This window comes from Kaistia granuli DSM 23481 (genome assembly GCF_000380505.1).
In the GTDB taxonomy this organism is placed as follows: domain Bacteria; phylum Pseudomonadota; class Alphaproteobacteria; order Rhizobiales; family Kaistiaceae; genus Kaistia; species Kaistia granuli.
This window is the reverse complement of record NZ_AQYH01000016.1, coordinates 57,090-78,429: the sequence shown is the minus strand read 5'-3', so window position 1 is coordinate 78,429 and position 21,340 is coordinate 57,090. Positions and strand designations below refer to the sequence as shown.

At 67.3% G+C, this 21,340-nt stretch carries 17 protein-coding genes and 1 pseudogene; 14 read left to right on the top strand and 4 right to left on the bottom strand.

From position 1 onward, the window contains the following. Positions 1-25: 25 nt before the first annotated feature. From G342_RS0119230 to G342_RS0119210, 5 genes are read left to right on the top strand one after another with little or no spacing between them, the layout of a single operon-like run. Positions 26-1,918, top strand: coding sequence for an extracellular solute-binding protein (locus G342_RS0119230; RefSeq protein ID WP_018184799.1), 1,893 nt, complete (start codon positions 26-28; stop codon positions 1,916-1,918). A gap of 8 nt (positions 1,919-1,926) precedes the next feature. After that, positions 1,927-3,039 (top strand): microcin C ABC transporter permease YejB, encoded by a 1,113-nt coding sequence (locus tag G342_RS0119225; protein ID WP_018184798.1) that lies wholly within the window; start codon positions 1,927-1,929, stop codon positions 3,037-3,039. Beyond that, positions 3,032-4,180: an ABC transporter permease gene (locus tag G342_RS0119220; protein ID WP_018184797.1), complete on the top strand. Its 1,149-nt coding sequence runs from the start codon at positions 3,032-3,034 to the stop codon at positions 4,178-4,180. The genes G342_RS0119225 and G342_RS0119220 overlap by 8 nt, the downstream gene beginning before the upstream one ends. 1 nt (position 4,181) lies before the next feature. Continuing rightward, complete coding sequence (locus G342_RS0119215; RefSeq protein ID WP_018184796.1) at positions 4,182-5,846, top strand: ABC transporter ATP-binding protein; 1,665 nt, start codon at positions 4,182-4,184, stop codon at positions 5,844-5,846. Next, complete coding sequence (locus G342_RS0119210) at positions 5,843-6,802, top strand: 2-hydroxyacid dehydrogenase (protein ID WP_018184795.1); 960 nt, start codon at positions 5,843-5,845, stop codon at positions 6,800-6,802. The genes G342_RS0119215 and G342_RS0119210 overlap by 4 nt, the downstream gene beginning before the upstream one ends. Here G342_RS0119210 and G342_RS0119205 read toward each other — a convergent pair. From G342_RS0119205 to G342_RS0119190, 4 genes are all read right to left on the bottom strand, one after another. Continuing rightward, on the bottom strand, positions 6,799-7,008 hold the full coding sequence (locus G342_RS0119205; RefSeq protein ID WP_018184794.1) for a hypothetical protein: 210 nt from the start codon (positions 7,006-7,008) through the stop codon (positions 6,799-6,801). The two genes, G342_RS0119210 and G342_RS0119205, sit on opposite strands and share 4 nt — an antisense overlap. A 127-nt stretch (positions 7,009-7,135) precedes the next feature. After that, on the bottom strand, positions 7,136-7,999 hold the full coding sequence (locus G342_RS0119200; protein ID WP_018184793.1) for a C40 family peptidase: 864 nt from the start codon (positions 7,997-7,999) through the stop codon (positions 7,136-7,138). Continuing rightward, positions 7,996-8,346: a MarR family winged helix-turn-helix transcriptional regulator gene (locus G342_RS0119195; RefSeq protein WP_018184792.1), complete on the bottom strand. Its 351-nt coding sequence runs from the start codon at positions 8,344-8,346 to the stop codon at positions 7,996-7,998. Before G342_RS0119195 ends, G342_RS0119200 begins: the two co-directional genes overlap by 4 nt. A gap of 127 nt (positions 8,347-8,473) precedes the next feature. Next, positions 8,474-9,862 (bottom strand): leucyl aminopeptidase family protein, encoded by a 1,389-nt coding sequence (locus G342_RS0119190; protein ID WP_083931288.1) that lies wholly within the window; start codon positions 9,860-9,862, stop codon positions 8,474-8,476. 185 nt (positions 9,863-10,047) lie between these two features. On the opposite strand from G342_RS0119190, the gene G342_RS24700 reads away from it, so the two are divergent. The 9 genes and pseudogenes from G342_RS24700 (at position 10,048) to G342_RS0119145 (ending at position 21,337) form a co-directional block, all read left to right on the top strand. Beyond that, entirely contained in the window at positions 10,048-11,616 is a 1,569-nt protein-coding gene (locus G342_RS24700) for an aromatic amino acid lyase (protein WP_198010833.1), read from the top strand. Between the two features lie 129 nt (positions 11,617-11,745). Then, positions 11,746-12,591: pseudogene (gene osmF, locus G342_RS0119180) on the top strand (glycine betaine ABC transporter substrate-binding protein OsmF); the annotation flags it as partial. A 215-nt stretch (positions 12,592-12,806) separates the two neighbouring features. Beyond that, entirely contained in the window at positions 12,807-13,997 is a 1,191-nt protein-coding gene (locus G342_RS0119175; protein ID WP_018184788.1) for an ABC transporter permease, read from the top strand. Beyond that, positions 13,994-14,932, top strand: coding sequence for an ABC transporter ATP-binding protein (locus G342_RS0119170; protein ID WP_018184787.1), 939 nt, complete (start codon positions 13,994-13,996; stop codon positions 14,930-14,932). The genes G342_RS0119175 and G342_RS0119170 overlap by 4 nt, the downstream gene beginning before the upstream one ends. After that, on the top strand, positions 14,929-15,687 hold the full coding sequence (locus G342_RS0119165) for an ABC transporter permease (protein ID WP_018184786.1): 759 nt from the start codon (positions 14,929-14,931) through the stop codon (positions 15,685-15,687). The genes G342_RS0119170 and G342_RS0119165 overlap by 4 nt, the downstream gene beginning before the upstream one ends. Before the next feature lie 112 nt (positions 15,688-15,799). Continuing rightward, positions 15,800-17,173, top strand: a complete 1,374-nt coding sequence (locus tag G342_RS0119160; RefSeq protein ID WP_018184785.1) for a dihydroorotase — start codon at positions 15,800-15,802, stop codon at positions 17,171-17,173. Positions 17,174-17,181: 8 nt separating this feature from the next. Further along, positions 17,182-18,438, top strand: coding sequence for a Zn-dependent hydrolase (locus G342_RS0119155; RefSeq protein WP_018184784.1), 1,257 nt, complete (start codon positions 17,182-17,184; stop codon positions 18,436-18,438). Positions 18,439-18,516: 78 nt separating this feature from the next. Beyond that, complete coding sequence (locus tag G342_RS0119150) at positions 18,517-19,653, top strand: thiohydantoin desulfurase (protein WP_018184783.1); 1,137 nt, start codon at positions 18,517-18,519, stop codon at positions 19,651-19,653. A 13-nt stretch (positions 19,654-19,666) separates the two neighbouring features. Further along, the gene (locus G342_RS0119145) at positions 19,667-21,337 is read left to right on the top strand and encodes a thiourocanate hydratase (protein WP_018184782.1); all 1,671 of its coding nucleotides are present in this window, start codon (positions 19,667-19,669) and stop codon (positions 21,335-21,337) included. The last annotated feature ends 3 nt before the right edge of the window (positions 21,338-21,340 follow it).

The following is a 21,340-nucleotide window of genomic DNA, read 5'->3' as shown; positions in this document are numbered from 1 at the left end:
TGAGCCATCCTTGAGCGACCGAGCGTTGAGCGACGCGAACCGTGGACACGGCCTGACCCGTCGCGCCCTGTTTGCCAGCGCGGCGGCCGGCGCCTTCCTGCCGGTGATCGGGCTTTCGCCACGCGGCGCCCAGGCGGCGGAGGCGGCCGGCCGGCATGGCCTTTCCGTTTTCGGCGACCTCAAATATCCGGCCGATTTCAAGCACTTCGACTATCTGAACCCGCATGCGCCGAAGGGCGGCAGCTTCATTTTTTCCGCGCCGAGCTGGTACTACAACCAGAACGCCTACACCTTCAACACGCTGAACGGATTCACCTTCCGGGGCGATGCGCCGCCGCGCATCGAGCTCTGCTTCAGCACGCTGATGACCTCCGCCGCCGACGAGCCGGACTCGGTCTACGGCCTCGTCGCCGAGAGCGTGACGGTTTCGGAGGATCGCAACCGCTACGTCTTCGCGCTGCGCCAGAATGTCCGCTTCCACGACGGCACTCCGCTGACCGCCGACGACGTCGTTTTCTCCTTCGAGACCCTGAAGGAGAAGGGACATCCCGACATCACCCAGTCGATCCGGGAGATGGTCTCGGTCACTGCGACTGGTCCGCACGAGGTCACCGTGGTGTTCTCGGGCAGGCAGAACCGCAAGGTGCCGATCCTCGTCGCCTCGACCCTGCCGATCTTCTCGCGCGCCGACTGGGCCGGCCGGGATTTCGAGGCCTCCACGATGGTCGCGCCGCTCGGATCCGGTCCCTATCGTGTCGGCAATATCAGCCCCGGCCGCTCGATCGAATACCAGCGGGTCGAGGACTACTGGGGCAAGGACCTGCCCGTTGCGCTTGGTAGCGGCAATTTCGACCGCATCCGCGTCGAGTTCTACCAGGACAACGAGGTGCAGTTCCAAGCCTTCGCCAAGGGAGAACTGACCTTCCGCGAGGAAGTGTCGTCCAAGACCTGGGCGACCGGATATGACTTCCCGGCAGTGCGCGACGGCCGCGTCCGGAAGCCGACCTTCGCGGCCGAACGCCGGGCCGATATGTATGGCTGGTTCTTCAACCTGCGCCGCGCCAAGTTCGCCGATCCGCGGACACGGCAGGCGATCGGCATGGCGCTCGATTTCGCCTGGACCAACAAGAACCTGTTCTTCGGGCTCTATGTCCGCGCCACTTCGTTCTTCGAGTTCTCGGACTTCGCCGCCAGCGGTCCGCCCGACGCCGACGAACTGGCGCTGCTCGAACCGTTCCGCGCCCAGTTGCCGGCCGAGGCCTTCGGCCCCGCCGTCATGCCGCCAGAGGCCGACGGCAGCGGGCGCGACCGCAAGCTGCTGCGCCAGGCAGCGACCCTGCTTGCGGAAGCGGGATGGCAGCGCCACGGCAACGAGCTGGTCAACACCGCCGGCGAGCGGCTGACGCTCGAATTCCTGATCCAGTCGCAGGCCTTCGAGCGCGTGCTGTCGCCACTGATCGAGAATTTGAAGGCGATCGGTATCCCCTCCTCGATGCGGATGGTCGACGCGGCACAGTATCAAAGCCGCAAGAACGCCTTCGATTTCGACATCATGGCCCACCGCATCATGTTCGACGCGACGCCGATCGACGGCATCGAGCAGATTTTCGGTTCGGTCAGCGCCGATCTTCCGAGCGGCTCCAATCTTGCCGGTCTCAAGCACCCCGTGGTCGACGCTCTCGTGGCGCGGGCGGCGAACGTCCAGAACCGCGCCGAGCTGGTGACGCTGATGCGCGGGCTCGACCGCGTGCTGCGATCCCTGCATATCTGGTTTCCGGCCTGGCTTTCCGAGGCGCACCGCGTCGCGGTCTGGGACAAGTTCGGCTGGCCGGAGACGAAACCCGACTACGGCTTTTCACCGGAAATGACGTGGTGGCAGGACCCCGAGCGGGCCGCCGCCATCGGCAAGGCTGGTTAGGAAGACAGATGGCAGCCTATATTTTCCGACGCCTCCTGCTGATGATCCCGACGATCTTCGGGATCATGGCGATCAGCTTCATCATCATCCAGTTCGCGCCGGGCGGCCCGGTCGAGCGCGTCATCGCCCAGTTGCAGGGCAACGACGTCTCCGCGACCAGCCGTATCGGCGGTGGCGGCGGCGCCGATGCCGGCATGGGCGGCACTGACCGAACGCTCGGCAGCGCGCCGGTCTCGTCGAAATATCGCGGCGCCCAGGGCCTGGACCCGGAATTCATCGCCAAGCTCGAAAAGCAGTTCGGCTTCGACAAGCCGCCGCTGGAGCGCTTCGGGCTGATGATCTGGAACTATGTGCGCTTCGATTTCGGCCAGAGCTATTTCCGCGATATCCGCGTCCTCGACCTGATCAAGGAGAAGATGCCGGTCTCGATCTCGCTCGGGCTGTGGATGACGCTGATTTCCTACGGCATCTCGATCCCGCTCGGCGTCGCCAAGGCGGTGCGCGACGGTGCGCGCTTCGATATCTGGACCTCGGCGGTGATCGTCGTCGGCTATGCGATCCCTGGCTTCCTGTTCGCGATCCTGCTGGTCATCCTGTTCGCCGGCGGCAGCTTCTTCGACTGGTTCCCGCTGCGAGGACTGACATCGGACAATTTCTCGAGCCTGTCGCTCGGCGGCAAGATCGTCGATTACTTCTGGCACATCGCCCTGCCGATCACCGCGATGTCGCTCTCCGCCTTCGCGACGACGACGCTTTTGACCAAGAATTCGTTCCTGGACGAAATCCGCAAGCAATATGTCGTGACGGCGCGGGCCAAGGGCCTGTCGGAACGCAAGGTGCTGTACGGCCACGTCTTCCGCAACGCGATGCTCATCGTCATCGCCGGCTTCCCGGGCGCCTTCATCTCGGCCTTCTTCGCCGGATCGCTTCTGATCGAGACGATCTTCTCGCTCGACGGGCTCGGCCTGCTCGGTTTCGAATCGGTGATCAACCGCGACTATCCGGTCGTGTTCGCGACCCTGTTCATCTTTTCGCTGATGGGCCTCGTGATCGGCCTGCTCTCCGATTTGACCTACACCTGGATCGATCCTCGCATCGATTTCGAACGGCGGGATGTCTGACGTGACCGATGTTTCCGCACAGGCCCGCGAGATCGAGCCAGGCCGTCTGGCGCTGTCGCCGCTCAACCTCCGCCGCTGGGCGAATTTCAAGGCGCATCGGCGCGGCTACTGGTCGCTCTGGCTGTTTCTCGCGCTGTTCGGCCTGACGCTTGGTTCCAATTTCATCGCCAACGACCGGCCGCTGATCGCCTCCTACAAGGGCGAATTGCTGCTGCCGGTCTTCGCCGACTATCCGGAGGAGAAATTCGGCGGCTTCCTGGCGACGACCAATTTTCGCGATCCGTTCATCCAGGAAGAGATCAACGCCAATGGCTGGATGATCTGGCCGCCGATCCGCTATTCCTACGACACGGTCAACAACGAGATGGCGACACCAGCGCCGGCGCCGCCCTGGTGGATGATTCCGAAGGAGGATCGCTGCCGCGCCTATCCGCTCGGCAATGAAGATCCCAACTGCACGCTCGGGAATTTCAACTGGATGGGCACCGACGACCAGGGTCGCGACGTGGTCGCTCGCCTGCTCTACGGCGTCCGCCTCTCGGTGCTGTTCGGCCTGGTGCTTACCATCGTCTCCTCGGCGATCGGCATCCTCGCCGGCGCGGTGCAGGGCTATTTCGGCGGCTGGCTCGACCTGATCTTCCAGCGCTTCATCGACATCTGGACCTCGCTGCCCGAGCTCTACATCCTTCTGATCATGGCCTCGATCCTGGTGCCAAGCTTCTGGGTTCTGCTCGGAATCCTCCTGCTATTCTCCTGGGTCAGGCTGGTCGGGCTGGTGCGCGCCGAATTCCTGAGGGCCCGCAACTTTGAATATGTGCGCGCGGCGCGGGCGCTCGGTGTCAGGAACCGCACCATCATCATGCGCCACGTGCTGCCCAACGCCATGGTGGCGACGCTGACCTTCCTGCCCTTCATTCTGAACGGCTCGATCACGACGCTGACCTCGCTCGACTTCCTCGGCTTTGGCCTGCCGCCCGGCTCGCCGTCGCTGGGCGAGCTGCTGGCGCAGGGCAAGAATAACCTGCAGGCACCCTGGCTCGGCCTGACCGGCTTCGTCGTCATCTCGGTGATCCTGAGCCTGCTGGTCTTCATCGGCGAGGCCGTTCGCGACGCCTTCGACCCCAGAAAGACGTTCGGCTGAGATGATGGACAAGACCCAGACCATGAACGCCGATCCGTCCGCGAACCCTCTGCTCTCCGTCGAGGACCTCTCCGTCCACTTCCTGCAGGGCGAGACGCGCACCATCGCCGTCGACCGGATCTCGTTTACCGTCGGTCGCGGCGAGACGGTCGCCCTCGTTGGCGAATCGGGCTCCGGCAAGTCGGTGACGGCGCTCTCCGTGCTGAAGCTGCTGCCCTACCCCTCTGCCGAGCATCCGACGGGAAAAATCCTGTTCAACGGCAAGGACCTGCTGACGGTTAGCGAGCGCGAGCTGCGCAAGGTACGCGGCAACGACGTCACCATGATCTTCCAGGAACCGATGAGCTCGCTCAATCCGCTGCACACGATTTCGCAGCAGATCGGCGAGATCCTCAAGATTCATCGCGGCATGTCAGGCAAGGCGGCCGAGAAGCGCATCCTGGAGCTTCTGGCCGAAGTCGGCATCCGCGACGCCGAGAAGCGCCTCAACGCCTATCCGCACCAGCTTTCCGGCGGCCAGCGGCAGCGGGTCATGATCGCCATGGCGCTCGCCAACGAGCCGGACCTGTTGATCGCCGACGAGCCGACCACGGCGCTCGACGTCACCGTGCAGGCGCAGATCCTGAAGCTTCTGAAGGAGATCCAGACCCGCACCGGCATGGCGCTGCTCTTCATCACCCACGACCTCGGCATCGTGCGCAAGATCGCCGACCGGGTCTGCGTGATGACCAAGGGCAAGATCGTCGAGCAGGGGCCGACCCGGGAGCTCTTCGACCATCCGCAGCACAGCTACACCAAGCACCTGCTGGCGGCCGAACCGAAGGGCGCACCGCCGCCGGCCGACGAAACCGCGCCGGTCGTGGTCGCCACGCATGACCTCAAGGTCTGGTTCCCGATCAAGCGCGGCGTCTTCCGGCGCACGGTCGACAACATCAAGGCGGTCGACGGCATCGACGCCGCCGTCCGGCGCGGCCAGACGCTCGGCGTCGTCGGCGAATCCGGCTCCGGCAAGACCACGCTCGGCCTCGCCATGATGCGGCTGATCGGCTCGAAGGGCGCGATCGATTTCAAGGGCGAGCGCATCGACGGGCGCGGTTTCCAGGCCATGCGGCCGCTGCGCCGGCATATGCAGATCGTCTTCCAGGATCCGTTCGGCTCGCTGAGCCCGCGCATGTCGGTCGGCGAGATCGTCGCCGAGGGGCTGCGCGTGCATGAACCGCAGCTTTCCTTCCGGGAGCGGGAACGAAAAGTGGCGCAGGGGCTCGAGGAAGTCGGGCTGGATCCCGCGACCCGGCACCGCTATCCGCACGAATTCTCCGGCGGCCAGCGCCAACGTATCGCCATCGCCCGCGCCATGGTGCTCGAGCCGCAATTCGTCATGCTGGACGAGCCGACCTCGGCCCTCGACATGTCGGTGCAGGCCCAGGTCGTCGACCTCCTGCGCGACCTGCAGAAGCGGCACGGCCTCGCCTATTTGTTCATCAGCCACGACCTCAAGGTCGTGCGGGCGCTCGCCAACGAGGTCATCGTCATGCGCGGCGGCAAGGTGGTCGAGCGCGGCACGTCGGAACAGATCTTCACTGCGCCGGAAACCGATTATACCCGAGCCCTGATCGCAGCCGCCTTCTCGATCGAGACGGCCCCGGAAGGCATCGTTTCGCAATGACCGTCAAGACTACACTCCCCGGCGTCCTGATCGCTTCCGGCAATTGGGCGCCCGAGCCCTGGGCCGTCCCGTTCGCGGGCGAGCCGGAGCGGCCGCTGGCGATCTGGCCGCACGTCCCCGATCCGGCAGCCATCCACTACGTACTGGCCTGGCGGCCGCCGGCCGAGGCCTTCGCCAACCTGCCGAACCTCAAGGCCGTGTTCTCGCTCGGCGCCGGCGTCGACCATGTCGTCGGCAACGAGGCGCTGCCGGACGTGCCGATCGTCCGCGTCGTCGATCCGGACCTGACCACCCGCATGACCGAATGGGTGACGCTGCAGGTGCTGCTGCACCACCGCCAGCACCTCGCCTATGCCCGCCAGCAGGCGACGCATATCTGGCGCGAGCTGCGGCAGCCGGTGGCAAATGATGTCCGCGTCGGCATCATGGGTCTCGGCGAGCTCGGCCGCGACGCGGCGACCGTGCTGGCACGCCTCGGCTTCCAGGTTGCCGGATGGAGCCGCTCGGCCAAGAATGTGCCTGGCATCGAGACTTTCCACGGCGAGGACGGGCTGACGGCGTTTCTCGGCCGCACCGACATCCTCGTCGCCCTGGTGCCGCTGACGCCGGAGACGCGCGGCATCCTCGACGGCTCGGTGTTCGATCGCCTGGCCAGCGATGGTGCCCTCGGTGGGCCCGTGCTGATCAATGGCGGCCGCGGCGGCCTGCAGGTCGAGGCGGACATTCTCGCCGCTCTCGAGGACGGCCGGCTGATCGGCGCCAGCCTCGACGTGTTCGAGCCCGAGCCGCTTGCCGCCGACAGCCCGTTCTGGGATCACCCCCGCGTCGTCGTCACGCCGCATGTCGCGGCGTCGAGCGAGGCAAGTGTTCTCGCCAACGGCATCCGCAACCAGATCCTCGCCTTCGAGGCGGGCGGGTCGCTGCCCAATCTGGTCGACGTTTCGCGCGGGTATTAAGCGAGATCAGCGCGAGCTAGGCATCCGACGGGCTCAGGCCCCTCCGACGGCTCGGCCAGTTCCTTGCCAGCGCCCTGGGCGACGGTAGTGCGAGCTTCGTCGGACGCCATTTTGAGCAGATAGGCGAGATCGTGAAACTCGTGACGTTTCGCGAGCAGGCTCAATTGCTCCGACAGTTCTTCGATGTACCGGGCTGTTGCCTGCATTCCCGTTTCTCCGCTTATCCCCGACCCATGGGGAAGGAGATTAAGCGAAACGGGCGGGAACAACATACCTCAAATGAGGTACGTACTTCACCGGAATTGAAAAAGCCCGGCGGCCCGGAGCCCGCCGCTAGGGTCGCCTTACCGCGGCCACCACCTTGCCGGATCGGCCATACCGGGCGAGTACGTCCTCAAGCGGCTCCGAAACGACGCACATCTGATAGCCGCTGGCATGCAGCAGCGTGGCCGGGTCGCTCACGATGCCGACATGGCCTTGCCAGTAGATCAGGTCGCCACGCCGCAGACCTCCATCGAGACCGCCTGCCACCGGTTCCCCGATCGCGCCCTGCTGCTGATAGGTGTCGCGCGGTACGGAAACGCCAGTCATCGCCAGCGAGAGCTGCACCAGTCCGGAACAGTCAATGCCGAAGGCCGAGCGGCCACCCCAGAGATAGGGCGTTTCCACAAACCGTTCCGCCACCGTGACGAAATCCGCCTGGGGCGGCGTGTCCAGCGCCTCGACATGGCGGGCGACGACGGCGCCGCAGCCGTCGGCCAGCCAGAAATAGGGGGTTCCCCGCGTCTCGGCTGCTTTGCCCAGTGCCAGGCGACTGCCGATCGACAGGGTCGCCACAGGGGGCAGCTTCATGTCGGCAGCCGGATAGACGAAGGTGCGGAGCGCCGTCACCCGGTGCGTCGGTTCCGGATCGAGCGGGCCGACCGTATCGGCGGCGACGAAACCGACATAGCCATCGGTCTCAAGCTGGACCCAGCACCACCCTTCGGTCGTCGTCTCGAAGACGCGCACCGTCTCGCCGCGCAGGGCCTCGCTGTCGATGGGAGCGTCCGGCTGCGGCGCCCGGCGAATGACGGCCAGGGGCGCCGTCACGCGCCTGCGTTCTCCGGCGACGAAGCGCGCCGCCTCCACCTGCCCCTTGAGCCTGGCATCGGCGAGATCCGTGCGAAATGCGTTGAGGCGGGGATCCAGTGTCACAGCGGCAATTCCTTGTGGCGGGCGATGACGACATCGCCCAGGCGTTCGACGGCGAGAGCGCCAGCGACGGTCCTTTGGATCACCACATTGCGGCGATCCTTGGCATCGCGGTGGCGACTGACCAGACCGAGTCGGCCCATCGTGTCGAGCGCCCGGGTGATCGCCGGCTTGGTGACGCCGAGCTTGGCGGCCAGACCGCGCACGGTGTGCGGCGGCATTTCGAGATAGACGGTGAGCAGAACGGCCATCTGCCGCGCCGAAAGATCATGCTCGCCGTCACGGACGAGGTCGAGCGTCACATCATGCCAGAGGCGAAGCGCCTGCGTCGGCCTGAGTTCGACGGGCATGAATGGCTCCCTCATCCCTGATCGTTTCGGACCCGTTCTATTTAAGCCCGGCCTGACGTCTCCCACAAGGGCGGATCCCGTCGAACGGCATGCACCACCGTCAACACTCCGTCGCTTTCCGACCCGATCAAACCGTGCCGAAGCGCTGCTGGATCAGCGCGAACAGGGCCCGGATGGTCTGGGCCTCGCCGCCCTCCGGCCGGCCGGGCTTGCCCGAAGGGTTCCAGGCATAGATGTCGCCATGGATCCAGGGGATCGTCTTGGGCACGAACCGGTCCAGGAACAGCGCCGCGGTGATCGAACCGGCGAAACCGCCCGCGCCGGCATTGTTGATGTCGGCGATCTTGGAATCGATCATCGCCTCATAGGGCGCCCAGAGCGGCAACCGCCAGAGCGGATCGGAGCGTTCCTCCGCATGGCGGGCGAGATCGGCGGCGAGACTGTCGTCATGGGTGAAGATCGCCGGCAGCTCGGGGCCGAGCGCCACGCGGGCAGCCCCCGTCAGCGTCGCCAGATCGACCAGAAGCGCCGGATTCTCCTCCGCCGCCAGCGCCAGCGCGTCGGCGAGGATCAGCCGGCCCTCGGCGTCCGTATTGCCGATCTCCACCGTCACCCCGGCGCGCGAGCGCAGCACGTCGCCCGGCCGGAAGGCGGGGCCGGAAATCGCATTCTCGACCGCCGGCACCAGCAGCCGCAGCCGGACTGGCAGCTTGGCGTCCATGATCATGTGGGCGAGGCCCATGGTGTTGGCGGCTCCGCCCATGTCCTTCTTCATCAGGAGCATGCCGCTTGACGGCTTGATGTCGAGACCGCCGGTATCGAAGGTCACGCCCTTGCCGACCAACGTCACCTTCGGGTGATCGGGATCGCCCCAGACGAGATCGACGAGGCGCGGGGCGCGCTCGGCATCAGCGGCGCGGCCGACCGCGTGGATCATCGGCAGGCTGGAGGAAAGCAGATCGCGACCGACGATCTCGCTGACGGTGGCACCGAAGCGGGCGCCCAGCGTATGGATCGCGGCAGAAAGCTCGGCCGGGCCGAGGTCGCTGGCCGGCGTGTTGACGAGATCGCGCACCATAGTGATCGCACGCGCCATGCTGCGGGCCTTCGGCGCGTCGACGCCGGCCGGGACGACAAGCCTCGGCACCGGGGCGGCATTGGTCTTGTAGCGCTCGAAGCGGTAGTTTCCGAGCGCCCAGCCGAGCGCGCCGAGGGTCGGATCCGGAAGATCACTGACGAAGTGATAGTCGCCCTGCGGCAGGATATTCGGCAGCTTGCCGGTGATCAGCGGCGCGAGGCGACGGCTGTCGGCCCGCCCGAGCCCGAACAGGACGCGACCGATGACGCCCTTCGCGTCGGCGATGATCGTAACGGCGCCGGCCGCCGCGTCGAAACCCGTCGACCGCGCCCACGCAGCCTCGATCTCGCCGAGCGAGGCGAGGAGAGCCTCCAAGCCGTCCGGCTCCACCGCATGGATCGGTATCGCGACATCGGAACTGTCGATCAGGCTGTCGATCACGGTGTTCGTCCTTGGAACTCGATTCGAATGGGATGGCGATGATGGCCCCGCGGCGCGCGAGGATCAATTGCGTCACGGTCCCCCGCTCGGCCGGCGGATCGTTTCCGCGAGACAGGATCGCCTGCCGCAAATTTGAGCTAAGCTGTGCCAGGGCGAAGCGGACCATGCAACCCAAGGACATCATGCCACCTACCGCCGAGATAATGCTGGGAGACGCGACCGGCTCGCAGCGTGATACCGTGATCCTGGACGGTTCCCCCCTCCGCCTGTCGACCCTGTCGCTGATCGGGCGCGGTCTCTTGCATGTGGTGCCATGCGAGGTTCGCCTCGTCGAAGTCCAGAACGCCTATGAAGCGGTGCGTGGCGCGGTCGAGGGTGGCCGGCCGCTCTACGGCGTGACGACGGGCGTCGGCGCGATCAAGGACCGCGCGGTCGCGCTTGCCACCTCCGCCGATCGCACCGACCTGGTCCGGGCGCATCATTTCGGCGTCGGCGAGCCGCTGGCGCCGGAGATCGTCCGCGCCGGCATCGCCATTCGCGTCAACACCGCGCTTTCCGGCATGGTCGGCTGCAGCCCCGATCTCGTCCGCGCCTATGTCGCGGCGCTCGACGCCGACATCGTGCCGGTGGTACGCCGCCTCGGTTCGATCGGCGCCGCCGATATCGGCCTGATGAGCCAGGTGGCGACGGCGCTCGCCGGCGAAGGCCAGGTGTTCCATCGCGGCGTGCTGAAACCGGCCGAGGTCGCCCTGCGCGAGGCGGGCCTCACGCCGCATGTGTTCCGCCTGAAGGACGCGCTCTCCGCCGTCAGCACCAACGCCCTGACGATCGCCAGCGCCGGGGCGACCCTGATCGAGGCAGCCCAGACGGTGCGCGTCGCCATGGCGACCGGATCGAGCGCGGCGGCGGCGCTGCGGGCCTCGCCCGAGCCCTGGCGGGTGGCCGTGCGGATCGGCTCGCCTCGCGAGGCCGCCGCCGGCACCGTGCTCACCGCCGTCGCGGAGGCGTTCCCCTGGACGCCGGCGACCCATCTGCATGACCCGCTCAGCCTTAGGATGATGGCGCAGATCTTCGGCGCCTCGGCCGGGGTCGTCGCCTTTGCCGCCGCGGCCGTCGAAGCGGCCACGGCGCGGCCGGACGACAACCCCGTCGTCATCGACGGCATTCCGATGACCTCGGGCGGCTCGCTGCCGCTGGAACTGGCGCTGACGCTGCAATCGGTCGGGCCGGGCCTCGCTCATCTCGCCCGCAACATCCTGAACCGCATCGTGCTGATCGCCAATGGCGGGCGCGGCCTGCTGCCGACCAATCTCGTCTCCGAGGCGACCGACGCCACGGGCTTCGGGCCGCTGGTCAAGCTCGCCGGCGATCTCGCCAGCCGCGTCATGGCGGAGCTGGCGCCGGTCTCGGCCATGCCGCTCCTGATCGCCGGCGGCATGGAGGACGAGGCTATGTTCGCGCCGCTGATCGTCGAGCGGCTCAACCGCCAGATCACCGCGCTCCGCATGATGACGGCGATCGAAGCCCTGCTGGCCGCCCAGGGGCTCGACATGCAGGGGCTGAAACCGACGGGGCTGGTGGCGATCGTGCACGGATCGGTTCGTTCGGAAGTCGCTTTCCTCGACAAAGATCGCGCGCTGTCGCTCGACATCGAGACGATCGAACGCAACCTTTTCCAGCCGGCGCTCTTGGAAACAGTCAGGAATTTCTACGAATCCATCACAACCGACGAACTCATTTTCTCGCATTGACGTCAGCGTCACCCTAAGAACAATCGGGACGACCAGATCAACCGACAGTAGAGGGACCCTGCCATGAAAGCCTTGAAGACCATCGTGGCCGCCGCCACGATCCTCGCCTCGATCGGCGCGGCGCGGGCGGCCGATGTCGTCGTCTCGTCGAAGATCGACACGGAGGGAACGCTGCTCGGCAACGTCATCGCGCTCGTGCTCGAGGCGAACGGGATTTCCGTCGACGACCGCATCTCGCTTGGCGGCACGCCGGTGGTGCGCAAGGCGATCACGGCCGGCGAAATCGACATCTATCCGGAATATACCGGCAATGCCGCCTTCTTCTTCAACAAGGCCGACGATCCGCTCTGGAAGGACGCCGCCAAGGGCTATGACGCGGCCAAGACCCTCGACTATGACGCCAACAAGATCGTCTGGCTGGCGCCCTCGCCCGCCAACAACACCTGGGCAATTGGCCTGCGCGGCGAGGTAGCGAGCGCCAACAATCTGAAATCGCTGTCGGATTTCGGCAAGTGGGTCGCCGGCGGCGGCAAGGTGAAGCTCGCCGGCTCGGCCGAGTTCGTCAATTCGGCGGCCGCGCTTCCGGCCTTCCAGACCGCCTATGGCTTCGCGCTGAAGCCGGACCAGCTGCTGGTTCTCTCGGGCGGCGACACCTCGGCGACGATCAAGGCGGCGGCCGAGCAGACCGACGGCGTCAACGCCGCCATGGTCTACGGCACCGACGGCGCCATCCAGGCCGCCGGCCTCGTCGTGCTCGACGACGACAAGGCGGTGCAGCCGGTCTATGCGCCGGCGCCGATCGTGCGCGAGGAAGTGCTCAAGAAGTTCCCGAAGATCCAGGAGGTCCTGACGCCGGTGTTCGCCGCGCTCGACCTCAAGACGCTGCAGGAACTGAACGGCCGCATCCAGGTCGGCGGCGAGCCGGCCAAGGAAGTCGCCAAGAGCTGGCTGACCGAGAAGGGCCTTCTGAAGTAGGTCCGGCGCTAAACCGGACGACGCTTCACGTGAAACCGGGCGGCGCCGACGCGGTTGCCGTCCGGGGGTTAACAGGGCCCGCCCCGTTAACCTCCCGTTAGCCAATATCACCTTGCGGCAAGGGGATTTGGCCCTAAGCTCCTGCTTCGCGCCGCGCCGATCCTTCGGCGCCCCGATTTGGCCGAGACAGCAGCCCCCGAAGGGAACCAACCGGCTTGACGGACGCCAGCCAGACCGCCGCCCCACCCGTCCCGCTCACCGCGCGGCTCGACCGCGTCGGCGTCGTCGTGGCGCTGATCGCCGTCGCCGGCATGGACTGGCAACCCTTTGCCACGCTGAAGCCGAACCGGCTGATCTCCGGCCAGGGGCTGAGCCTCGCTGGATCACTGCCGACGCTGTGGGCGGCGATCGGCATCGGCATCCTGTCGATCGCCACCATCGTCGCCGTGCTGCGCACGAACGCCTGGCTGCGGCTCACCACCGGCATCGTCTCGCTGCTCGTGCTGGCGCTGCTGATCGGCCTGGTGCCGGCGACCGTGGTGCCGCCCGGCAATACCTTCGCGCGCGTTTCGCCGGCCTCCGGCTTCTGGCTGATGGCCTTCGCCTTCGCGGTCTTGACCACCGACGCCATCGCCAAGCTGAGGCTCGGCCCGCTCGCCCGGCTCGGCATGCTGGCGGGGGCTGCGGTCGCCGTCGCGCTGATCCTCGGCTCCGGCCATTGGGACGGGCTGTCGATCCTGAAGGAATACGCCACCAACGCCGACAAGTTCTGGCGCGAGGGGCGGCAGCACATCCTCCTCGCCGTCAGCTCGCTCGCCGCGGCGATCGTCGTCGGCCTGCCGCTCGGCATCGCCTGCCACCGCAACCCGACCCTGCGCGGCATCACGCTGCCGGTCCTCAACATCATCCAGACCGTGCCGTCCATGGCGATGTACGGGCTGATGATCGTGCCGCTCAGCCTATTCGCCGCCTCGTTCCCGATCGCCGCCCAGCTCGGCATTCGCGGCATCGGTACGGCGCCGGCGCTGATCGCGCTCTTCCTCTATTCGCTGCTTCCCGTCGTCGCCAACACGGTAGTCGGCCTCGGCGAGGTGCGCCGCTCGGTGGTCGAGGCGGCCGAGGGCATGGGCATGACGCGCTTCCAGCGCCTGTTCCAGGTCGAGCTGCCGCTGGCGCTCCCCGTCATCCTGACGGGCATCCGCATCGTGCTGGTGCAGAATATCGGCCTGGTCACCATCGCCGCGCTGATCGGCGGTGGCGGCTTCGGCACCTTCGTCTTCCAGGGCATCGGCCAGGCGGCGACCGACCTCGTGCTGCTCGGCGCGGTCCCCACCATCGCGCTCGCCTTCACCGCCGCCATCCTGCTCGACGCGGTCATCGAACTCACCGAAAGGCGCCGGCTTTGATCGAACTCGACCATGTCAGTCGCCGCTTCGGCGAACAGCTCGCCGTCGACGACGTCTCGTTTTCCGTCGAACGCGGCACCATCACGGTGATCGTCGGCACCTCCGGCTCGGGCAAGTCGACGACCCTCCGCATGATCAACCGGCTGATCGAGCCGACCTCCGGCACCATCCTGATCGACGGCAAGGACACCGCCTCGGTCTCGGGTGAGGAACTCCGGCGCGGCATCGGCTATGTCATCCAGGGCAACGGCCTGTTCCCGCACTGGACGGTTGCCCGCAACATCGCCACCGTGCCGACCTTGCTCGGCTGGGACTCTTCGCGCGTCGCCAGGCGCGTCGACGAGCTTCTGTCCCTCTTCAGCATGAAGCCGGAGGATTTTCGCGAAAAATTCCCGCACCAGCTTTCCGGCGGCGAACAGCAGCGCGTCGGCGTCGCCCGCGCCCTCGCCGCCGAACCCGGCCTGCTATTGATGGACGAACCTTTCGGCGCGCTCGACCCGATCATCCGCGCCAAGGCGCAGGAGGACCTGCTCGCCGTACAGCAGCGGCTCGGAATCACAGTCGTGCTCGTCACCCACGACATGGAGGAAGCGATCCATCTCGGCGACAAGATCGCCGTCATGGATGGCGGCAAGCTGCTGCAATATGCGCCGCCGGCCGAGATCCTCGCCAACCCCGCCCCCGGCTTCGTGGAAAAACTGGTCGACGGCGTCGATCGGCCGTTCCGTCTGCTGTCGCTCTCCCCGGTCGCCTCGATCGTCGAACCGGGCACGGCCGAGGGACCGCCAATCCTGGAAACGGCGACGCTGCGCGATGCGCTTTCCGAACTGCTCTGGCACCGACGCGACGCGCTGCCGGTCACGGCGGGTGACGGCACGGTGCGCGGAAAGATCTCGCTCCAATCCCTTCTCGCCCATGCGAGCGGCCCGGCATGAGCCGTCTTGTCGGTCCTGTCGCCCGTCTGGCGGCGCTGGCGCTGCTGCTGGCGCTCGTTCTCAGGCCGGAATGGTTCGAGCCGATCCTGAAGCCCTTCACCGAAAACAACGCGCCGGCGATCTACACCCAGTCGAGCCTGCTCAGCCTGACGCTCGCCCATCTCGGCCTCGTCGCGGTGGCAAGCCTGATCGGCGCGGCGCTGGCGCTGGTCATGGGGGTCTTCGTCACCCGGCCGATGGGGGCGGAGTTTCTGCCGCTGTCGCGCAGCCTCGTCAATATCGGCCAGACTTTCCCGCCCGTCGCCGTGCTGGCCCTCGCGGTTCCCGTCGTCGGCTTCGGCGTCAAGCCGACCCTGATCGCGCTTGTGCTCTATGGGCTGCTGCCGATCTTCGAGAACACGATCACCGGCTTGAAGGAAGTGCCCGGCAATGTCGTCGAGGCGGCGCGCGGCATGGGCCTGTCGCCGAACCAGCAGCTCTTTCGCGTCGAGCTGCCGCTGGCGCTGCCCGTCATCCTCGCCGGCATAAGACTTTCGGTCGTCATCAACATGGGGACGGCGACGATCGGCTCGACCGTCGCCGCCAAGGGGCTCGGCGAGGTGATCATCGCCGGCCTGCTCACCTCCAACACCGCCTTCATCCTGCAGGGCGGCATCATCGTCGCGCTGCTCGCCGTACTGCTCTATGACGCCCTGGCGATCCTCGAACGCCGCGTCGCCCGGCGCACGGGCCGGCTGGCGGAGGTTACGGGATGAGGCGGGCGCGCGTGTCATTCTCCGCCGTCATCCCGGCGAAGGCCGGGATCCAACGTCGACCGTGTTCATGGGCCCAGCCCCCCGCCGGGGCGCCGAACCCGAGGAAGCAGCCATGAGCGATTTCGATCTCGTCCTCTCCGGAACCGTCGTCACCGCCGATCGGATCATCCCCGGCGGCTTCGTCGCGGTGCGCGACGGCAAGATCGCCCTGATCGGCCAGGGCGAGGCTCCGGCAGCGCGCGAAAAGCACGCGCTGGGCGAGGCGCTGATCCTGCCTGGCGCCATCGACGCGCAGGTACATTCGCTGAGCCAGAAGGACCAGGAGGACTTCCTCTGGTCGACCCGCTCGGCGGCGGCCGGCGGCGTCACCACCATCGTCGACATGCCCTATGACGAGGGCAATCTCGTCTGCTCCGCCGCGGCCGTGGCGAGGAAGATCGCCCATGCCTCACCGCAGGCGCGCGTCGACTATGCTCTCTATGGGACGATCGACCCGCAGGAGGGCCCGGCCCGCATTCCCGAAATGGTGGCGGCCGGCGTCGCCGCGTTCAAATTCTCGACCTTCGGCACCGACGCCAAACGCTTTCCGCGCATTCCGCCGGCGCTGCTCGCCGATTGCTTCGCCGCCATCGCCCCGACAGGGCTCACCGCCGGCGTCCACAACGAGATCCACGAGGCGGTCGATGCGCATATGGCCCGTGTCCGGGCCTCGGGCGTCACCGACTGGCGCGCGCATGGCCTGTCACGGCCGCCGATCACGGAGCTTCTCGCCGATGTCGAAATCTTCGAGACCGGCGCGCTGACGGGTTGCCCGGCCCATGTCGTGCATTCTTCCCTGGCGCGCGGGCCCGAACTCGCAGCGCGCTACCGCGCCGAGGGATTTGCCGCAACCGTCGAGGTCTGCATCCACTATCTGACGCTCGACGAGGAGAACGACGTCCGCCGCCTCGGCGGCAAGGCGAAAATCAACCCGCCGATCCGGCCGCGCGCCGAGGTCGAGGCGCTGTGGCGGCAGGTGACCCTCGGCCATGTCACGCTGGTCTCGACCGATCACGTTTCGTGGTCGGAGGACCGCAAGACCAAGCCGGCCATGCTGGACAATGCCTCCGGCGTGCCGGGACTCGAGGTGATGCTGCCCCTCTTCGTCAAGGGCGCGCTCGAGCGCGGCATCCCGCTGACCTGGGCGGCCCGGCTGATGGCGGCGAACCCGGCGAAGCACTTCCGCATCGATCACGAGAAGGGCGCGCTCGAAATCGGCAAGGACGCCGACATTGCCGTGTTGACGCCGGAGCCGCTGCTCTATGACGCCAGCGCGAGTGGGCATAATGTAGTGGGTTGGAGCCCCTATCACGGCATCGAGCTCCCCTGGCGCGTGAGCACGACGTTCCTGCGCGGGAAACTGGCCTTCGACGGACGCGACGTGCTGGCCGAACCCGGATCGGGCCGGTTCGTGCGACCGCCGGCCACCCTGCCGATCGGAAACTGATCCGCACCATGCGCGCCAATCTGCCCATCGACGAGACCGGGCTCTGGGACGATCTGATGGCACTCGCCGCGCTGACCGACGCCGACCGGCCCTGGACGCGTCGCGCCTTCTCGCCGATGTTCCTGGAAGGTCGCGCCTTCGTCGCCGAGCGCATGCGCGACGCCGGGCTCGCCGTCCGCATCGATACCGCTGGCAATCTGATCGGCCGGCGCGAGGGCCGGACCGAGGACGCCAAGACGATCGTCATCGGCTCGCACAGCGATACCGTGCCAGATGGCGGCCGCTTCGACGGCACGGCCGGCGTGATGGCCGGGATCGCCGTCGCCCGCAGCCTCACGCGCCACGGCGCGAAGCTTGATCATGCCTTCGAGGTGATCGACTGCCTGGCCGAGGAGGTGTCGATCTTCGGCCTCTCCTGCATCGGCAGCCGCGCCATTGCCGGCCAGCTTTCGGAAGAGCAGCTGACCCGTTCGGAGCCGACCGGCGAAATTCTCGCCGCCGCGATCGACCGCATGGGCGGCGACGTCGACGAGCTCGACACGGCAAAGCGCGACGACATCGCCGCCTATCTCGAGATGCATATCGAGCAGGGGCCGGTATTGCAGGACGAACGCCGCGACATCGGCATCGTCACCGCGATCGCCGGCATCACGCGGATCGAGATCGTCATCGAGGGACGCGCCGACCATGCCGGCACGACGCCAATGACGCTGCGCCAGGACGCGCTGGTCGGCGCCGCCGCGGCCGTCTCGGTCATCGCCAAGGATGCGCGCCGCCGCGCGGCCGCCGGCCATGGCCATTTCGTCGCGACCGTCGGCGAATTCCGCATCGAGCCGAATGCCGCCAATGTCGTGCCGAGCCGGGTCACCCTGCTGCTCGACGCGCGCGCCGAGGAGCGCGGCTTTCTGCAGGGCTTCGTCGAGGAATTGCGCCCGCTGCTGACGCGGGCGATGTCCGGAACGGCGACGCGGATCAGCGAATTCCGCATCCTGTCCGACGCCTTGCCGGCGCTATCCGATCCCCGCCTGCTCGACGTGCTGGAGGATGCGAGCGGGGCGCTCGGCCTCACGACCCACTGGATGGCGTCGGGCGCCGGCCACGACATGGCCTGGTTCTCGCGCATCGCCCCTTCGGCGATGATCTTCATTCCCTCGAAGGACGGCCGCAGCCACACGCCGGACGAATGGTCGGAGCCAGGCGAGATCGCCGCCGGCGCCGCCGTCCTCTACGAAGCCGTGCTCCGCCTCGACAAGGCCCTCGCCTAGAACCAGGAAGGGCCGCGGTTTCTTGCCCGCGACCCGGTGTCCAATTCGCTCGAAACGCTCCCGAAAGGAACTTCCGCCATGGGCCGCATCCTGACCGAGAAGGACGTTGAAGCCGCCGTTCGCGGCGGTTCTGTCTACGCGGCGGGCGGCGGCGGCTGGGCCGATCACGGCCGCATGCTGGGCCTCGCGGCCGTGCGCATCGGCCGGCCCGAGCTGGTCACGCTTGACGAGCTCGAGAAGGACGACTGGGTTGCCACCGCCGCCGCCATCGGCGCGCCGGCCGGCACGACGCGATGGGAGATGCAGGGCGTCGACTACGTCAAGGCGGTGCGCCTGTTGCAGGAAGCCCTTGGCGAGCCGCTGGCGGCGCTGATGGTCGGCCAGAACGGCCGTTCCTCGACGCTGAACGGCTGGCTGCCTTCGGCCATCCTCGGCACCAAGGTGCTCGACGCCGTCGGCGACATCCGCGCCCACCCGACCGGCGACATGGGCTCGATCGGCCTCGCCGCCTCGCCCGAGCCGACGATCCAGACCGCGGTCGGCGGCAATCGCGCCGACAACCGCTATATCGAGCTGGCCGTGCGCGGCGCCACCGCCAAGATCTCGCCGATCCTGCGCACCGCCTCCGACATGTCGGGCGGCTTCATCGCCTCGGCCCGCAATCCGGTGCGCGCCAGCTATGTGCGGAAGAACGCCGCGCTCGGCGGCATCTCGATGGCGCTGGCGCTCGGCGAGGCGATCCTCGCCGCCGAGGGCAAGGGCCCCGGCAAGGGCGGCGGCAGCGCCGTCATCGACGCGATCTGCAAGGTGACGGGCGGCGCGATCGCCGTTTCCGGCCGCATCGCCCGCAAGGACGTTGTCTACACCAACGCCGCCTTCGACATCGGCACGGTGGTGATCGGCAGCGGCGACAAGGCGACGACGCTGCATGTCATGAACGAATACATGGCGATCGACGACGCCGCCGGCACACGGATTGCCACCTTCCCGGATGTCATCACCACGCTCGACAAGGACGGCGAGCCGCTCTCGGTCGGCCAGTTGCATGTCGGCATGAACGTGCATGTGCTGCATGTGCCGAAGACGATCATCCCGCTCTCGGCCGGCGTGCTCGATCCGTCCGTCTATCCGCCGGTCGAGGCGGCGATGGGCATCGAGATCGCCCGCTACGTGTTCGAGGAAGAGACCAGGAAGAAGCGGAAGGGCAAGAAATGAAGGGCGAGACGTGATGAGGAACCCGCGCTATCCCGTCACCTCGGGCACGACGCTCCGCTGCAAGGGCTGGCGGCAGGAGGGCCTGCTGCGGTTGCTCGAAAACGTGCTCTCGGTCGGCGAGGACCCGGACAGCCTGATCGTCTACGCAGCCCTCGGCAAGGCGGCGCGCAACTGGGCAGCGCATGACGCCATCGTCCAGGCGCTGAAAACCTTGGACGAGGACCAGACCCTCATCGTCCAGTCAGGCAAGCCGATCGGCCTGCTGCGCACGCAGGTGCAGGCGCCCATCGTCATCATGGCGAACTGCAACATCGTCGGCCAATGGGCGAAGGCGGAATATTTCTACGAGCTGGAGCAGAAAGGCCTGATCTGCTGGGGCGGGCTGACGGCCGGCGCCTGGCAATATATCGGCAGCCAGGGCGTCATCCAGGGCACCTACGAGATCTTCATGCGGATCGCCGAGAAGCATTTCGGCGGCGATCTGCGGGGCCGCTTCATCCTGACCGCCGGGCTCGGCGGCATGGGCGGCTCGCAGCCGCTCGCCGGCCGCATGGCGAACGCCGCCATCCTCACCGTCGACGTCGATCCCGAGCGGGCGGAAAAGCGCAAGGCGATCGGCTATGTCGACGAGATCGCGCCCGACCTCGACACCGCCCTGCAGCGGATTGCCCACGCCCGCCATCATCGCGAGCCGCTCTCCGTCGCCCTGGTCGGCAACGCCGCCGAGATCTATCCCGAGATTGTCCGGCGCGGCATCTATCCCGATATCGTCACCGACCAGACCTCGGCGCATGACCTTGTCTATGGCTATGTCCCGGCCGGCCTTCCGCTGGCCGAGGTCCGGGCCCTGCGCCAGTCCGACCCGGCCAGGCTGATGGCGCTGTCGCGCGCCTCGATCGTCCCGCATGTCCGCGCCATGCTGGATTTCCGGCGCCATGGCTCGGTCGTGTTCGACAATGGCAATCTGATCCGCACCCAGGCCCGCGAGGCCGGCGTGGCGAACGCCTTCGACATCCCGATCTTCACCGAGGCGTATTTGCGGCCGCTGTTTGCCCGCGCCATCGGGCCGTTCCGCTGGATGGCGCTTTCAAACGACCCGGAAGACATCCGCCGCATCGACGATCTCGTGCTGGAGCGCTTCCCCGACAACCCGATCGTCACCAACTGGATAAGGCTGGCGCGCGAGAACGTGCCGTTCGAGGGCCTGCCGGCGCGGATCGCCTGGCTCGGCCACGGCGCGCGCACCGAACTGGCGCTCGCGGTCAACGACATGGTCGCGGCCGGCGCGCTCTCCGGCCCGATCGCCTTTTCCCGCGACCACCTCGACGCCGGCGCGATGGCGCATCCCAACATCATGACGGAGAACCTTCGTGACGGCTCCGACGCCATCGCCGACTGGCCGCTGCTCGACGCCATGGCGCTTGCCGCCTCCGGCGCCGATCTCGTCACCGTCCATTCGGGCGGCGGCGGCTATGCCGGCTACATGACCTCGGCCGGCGTCACGCTGGTCGCCGACGGTACACCGGCCGCTGGCGAACGGCTTGCGCGGGCGCTCACCAACGACACCTCGCTCGGCGTGCTGCGCTATGCCGATGCCGGCTACGAGGACGCGCTCGACGAGGCGGCGAAGAAGGGCATCCAGCATTTTGACGTGCCATCGGAGAAGGTGGTGCGGCGGGGGTAGTCC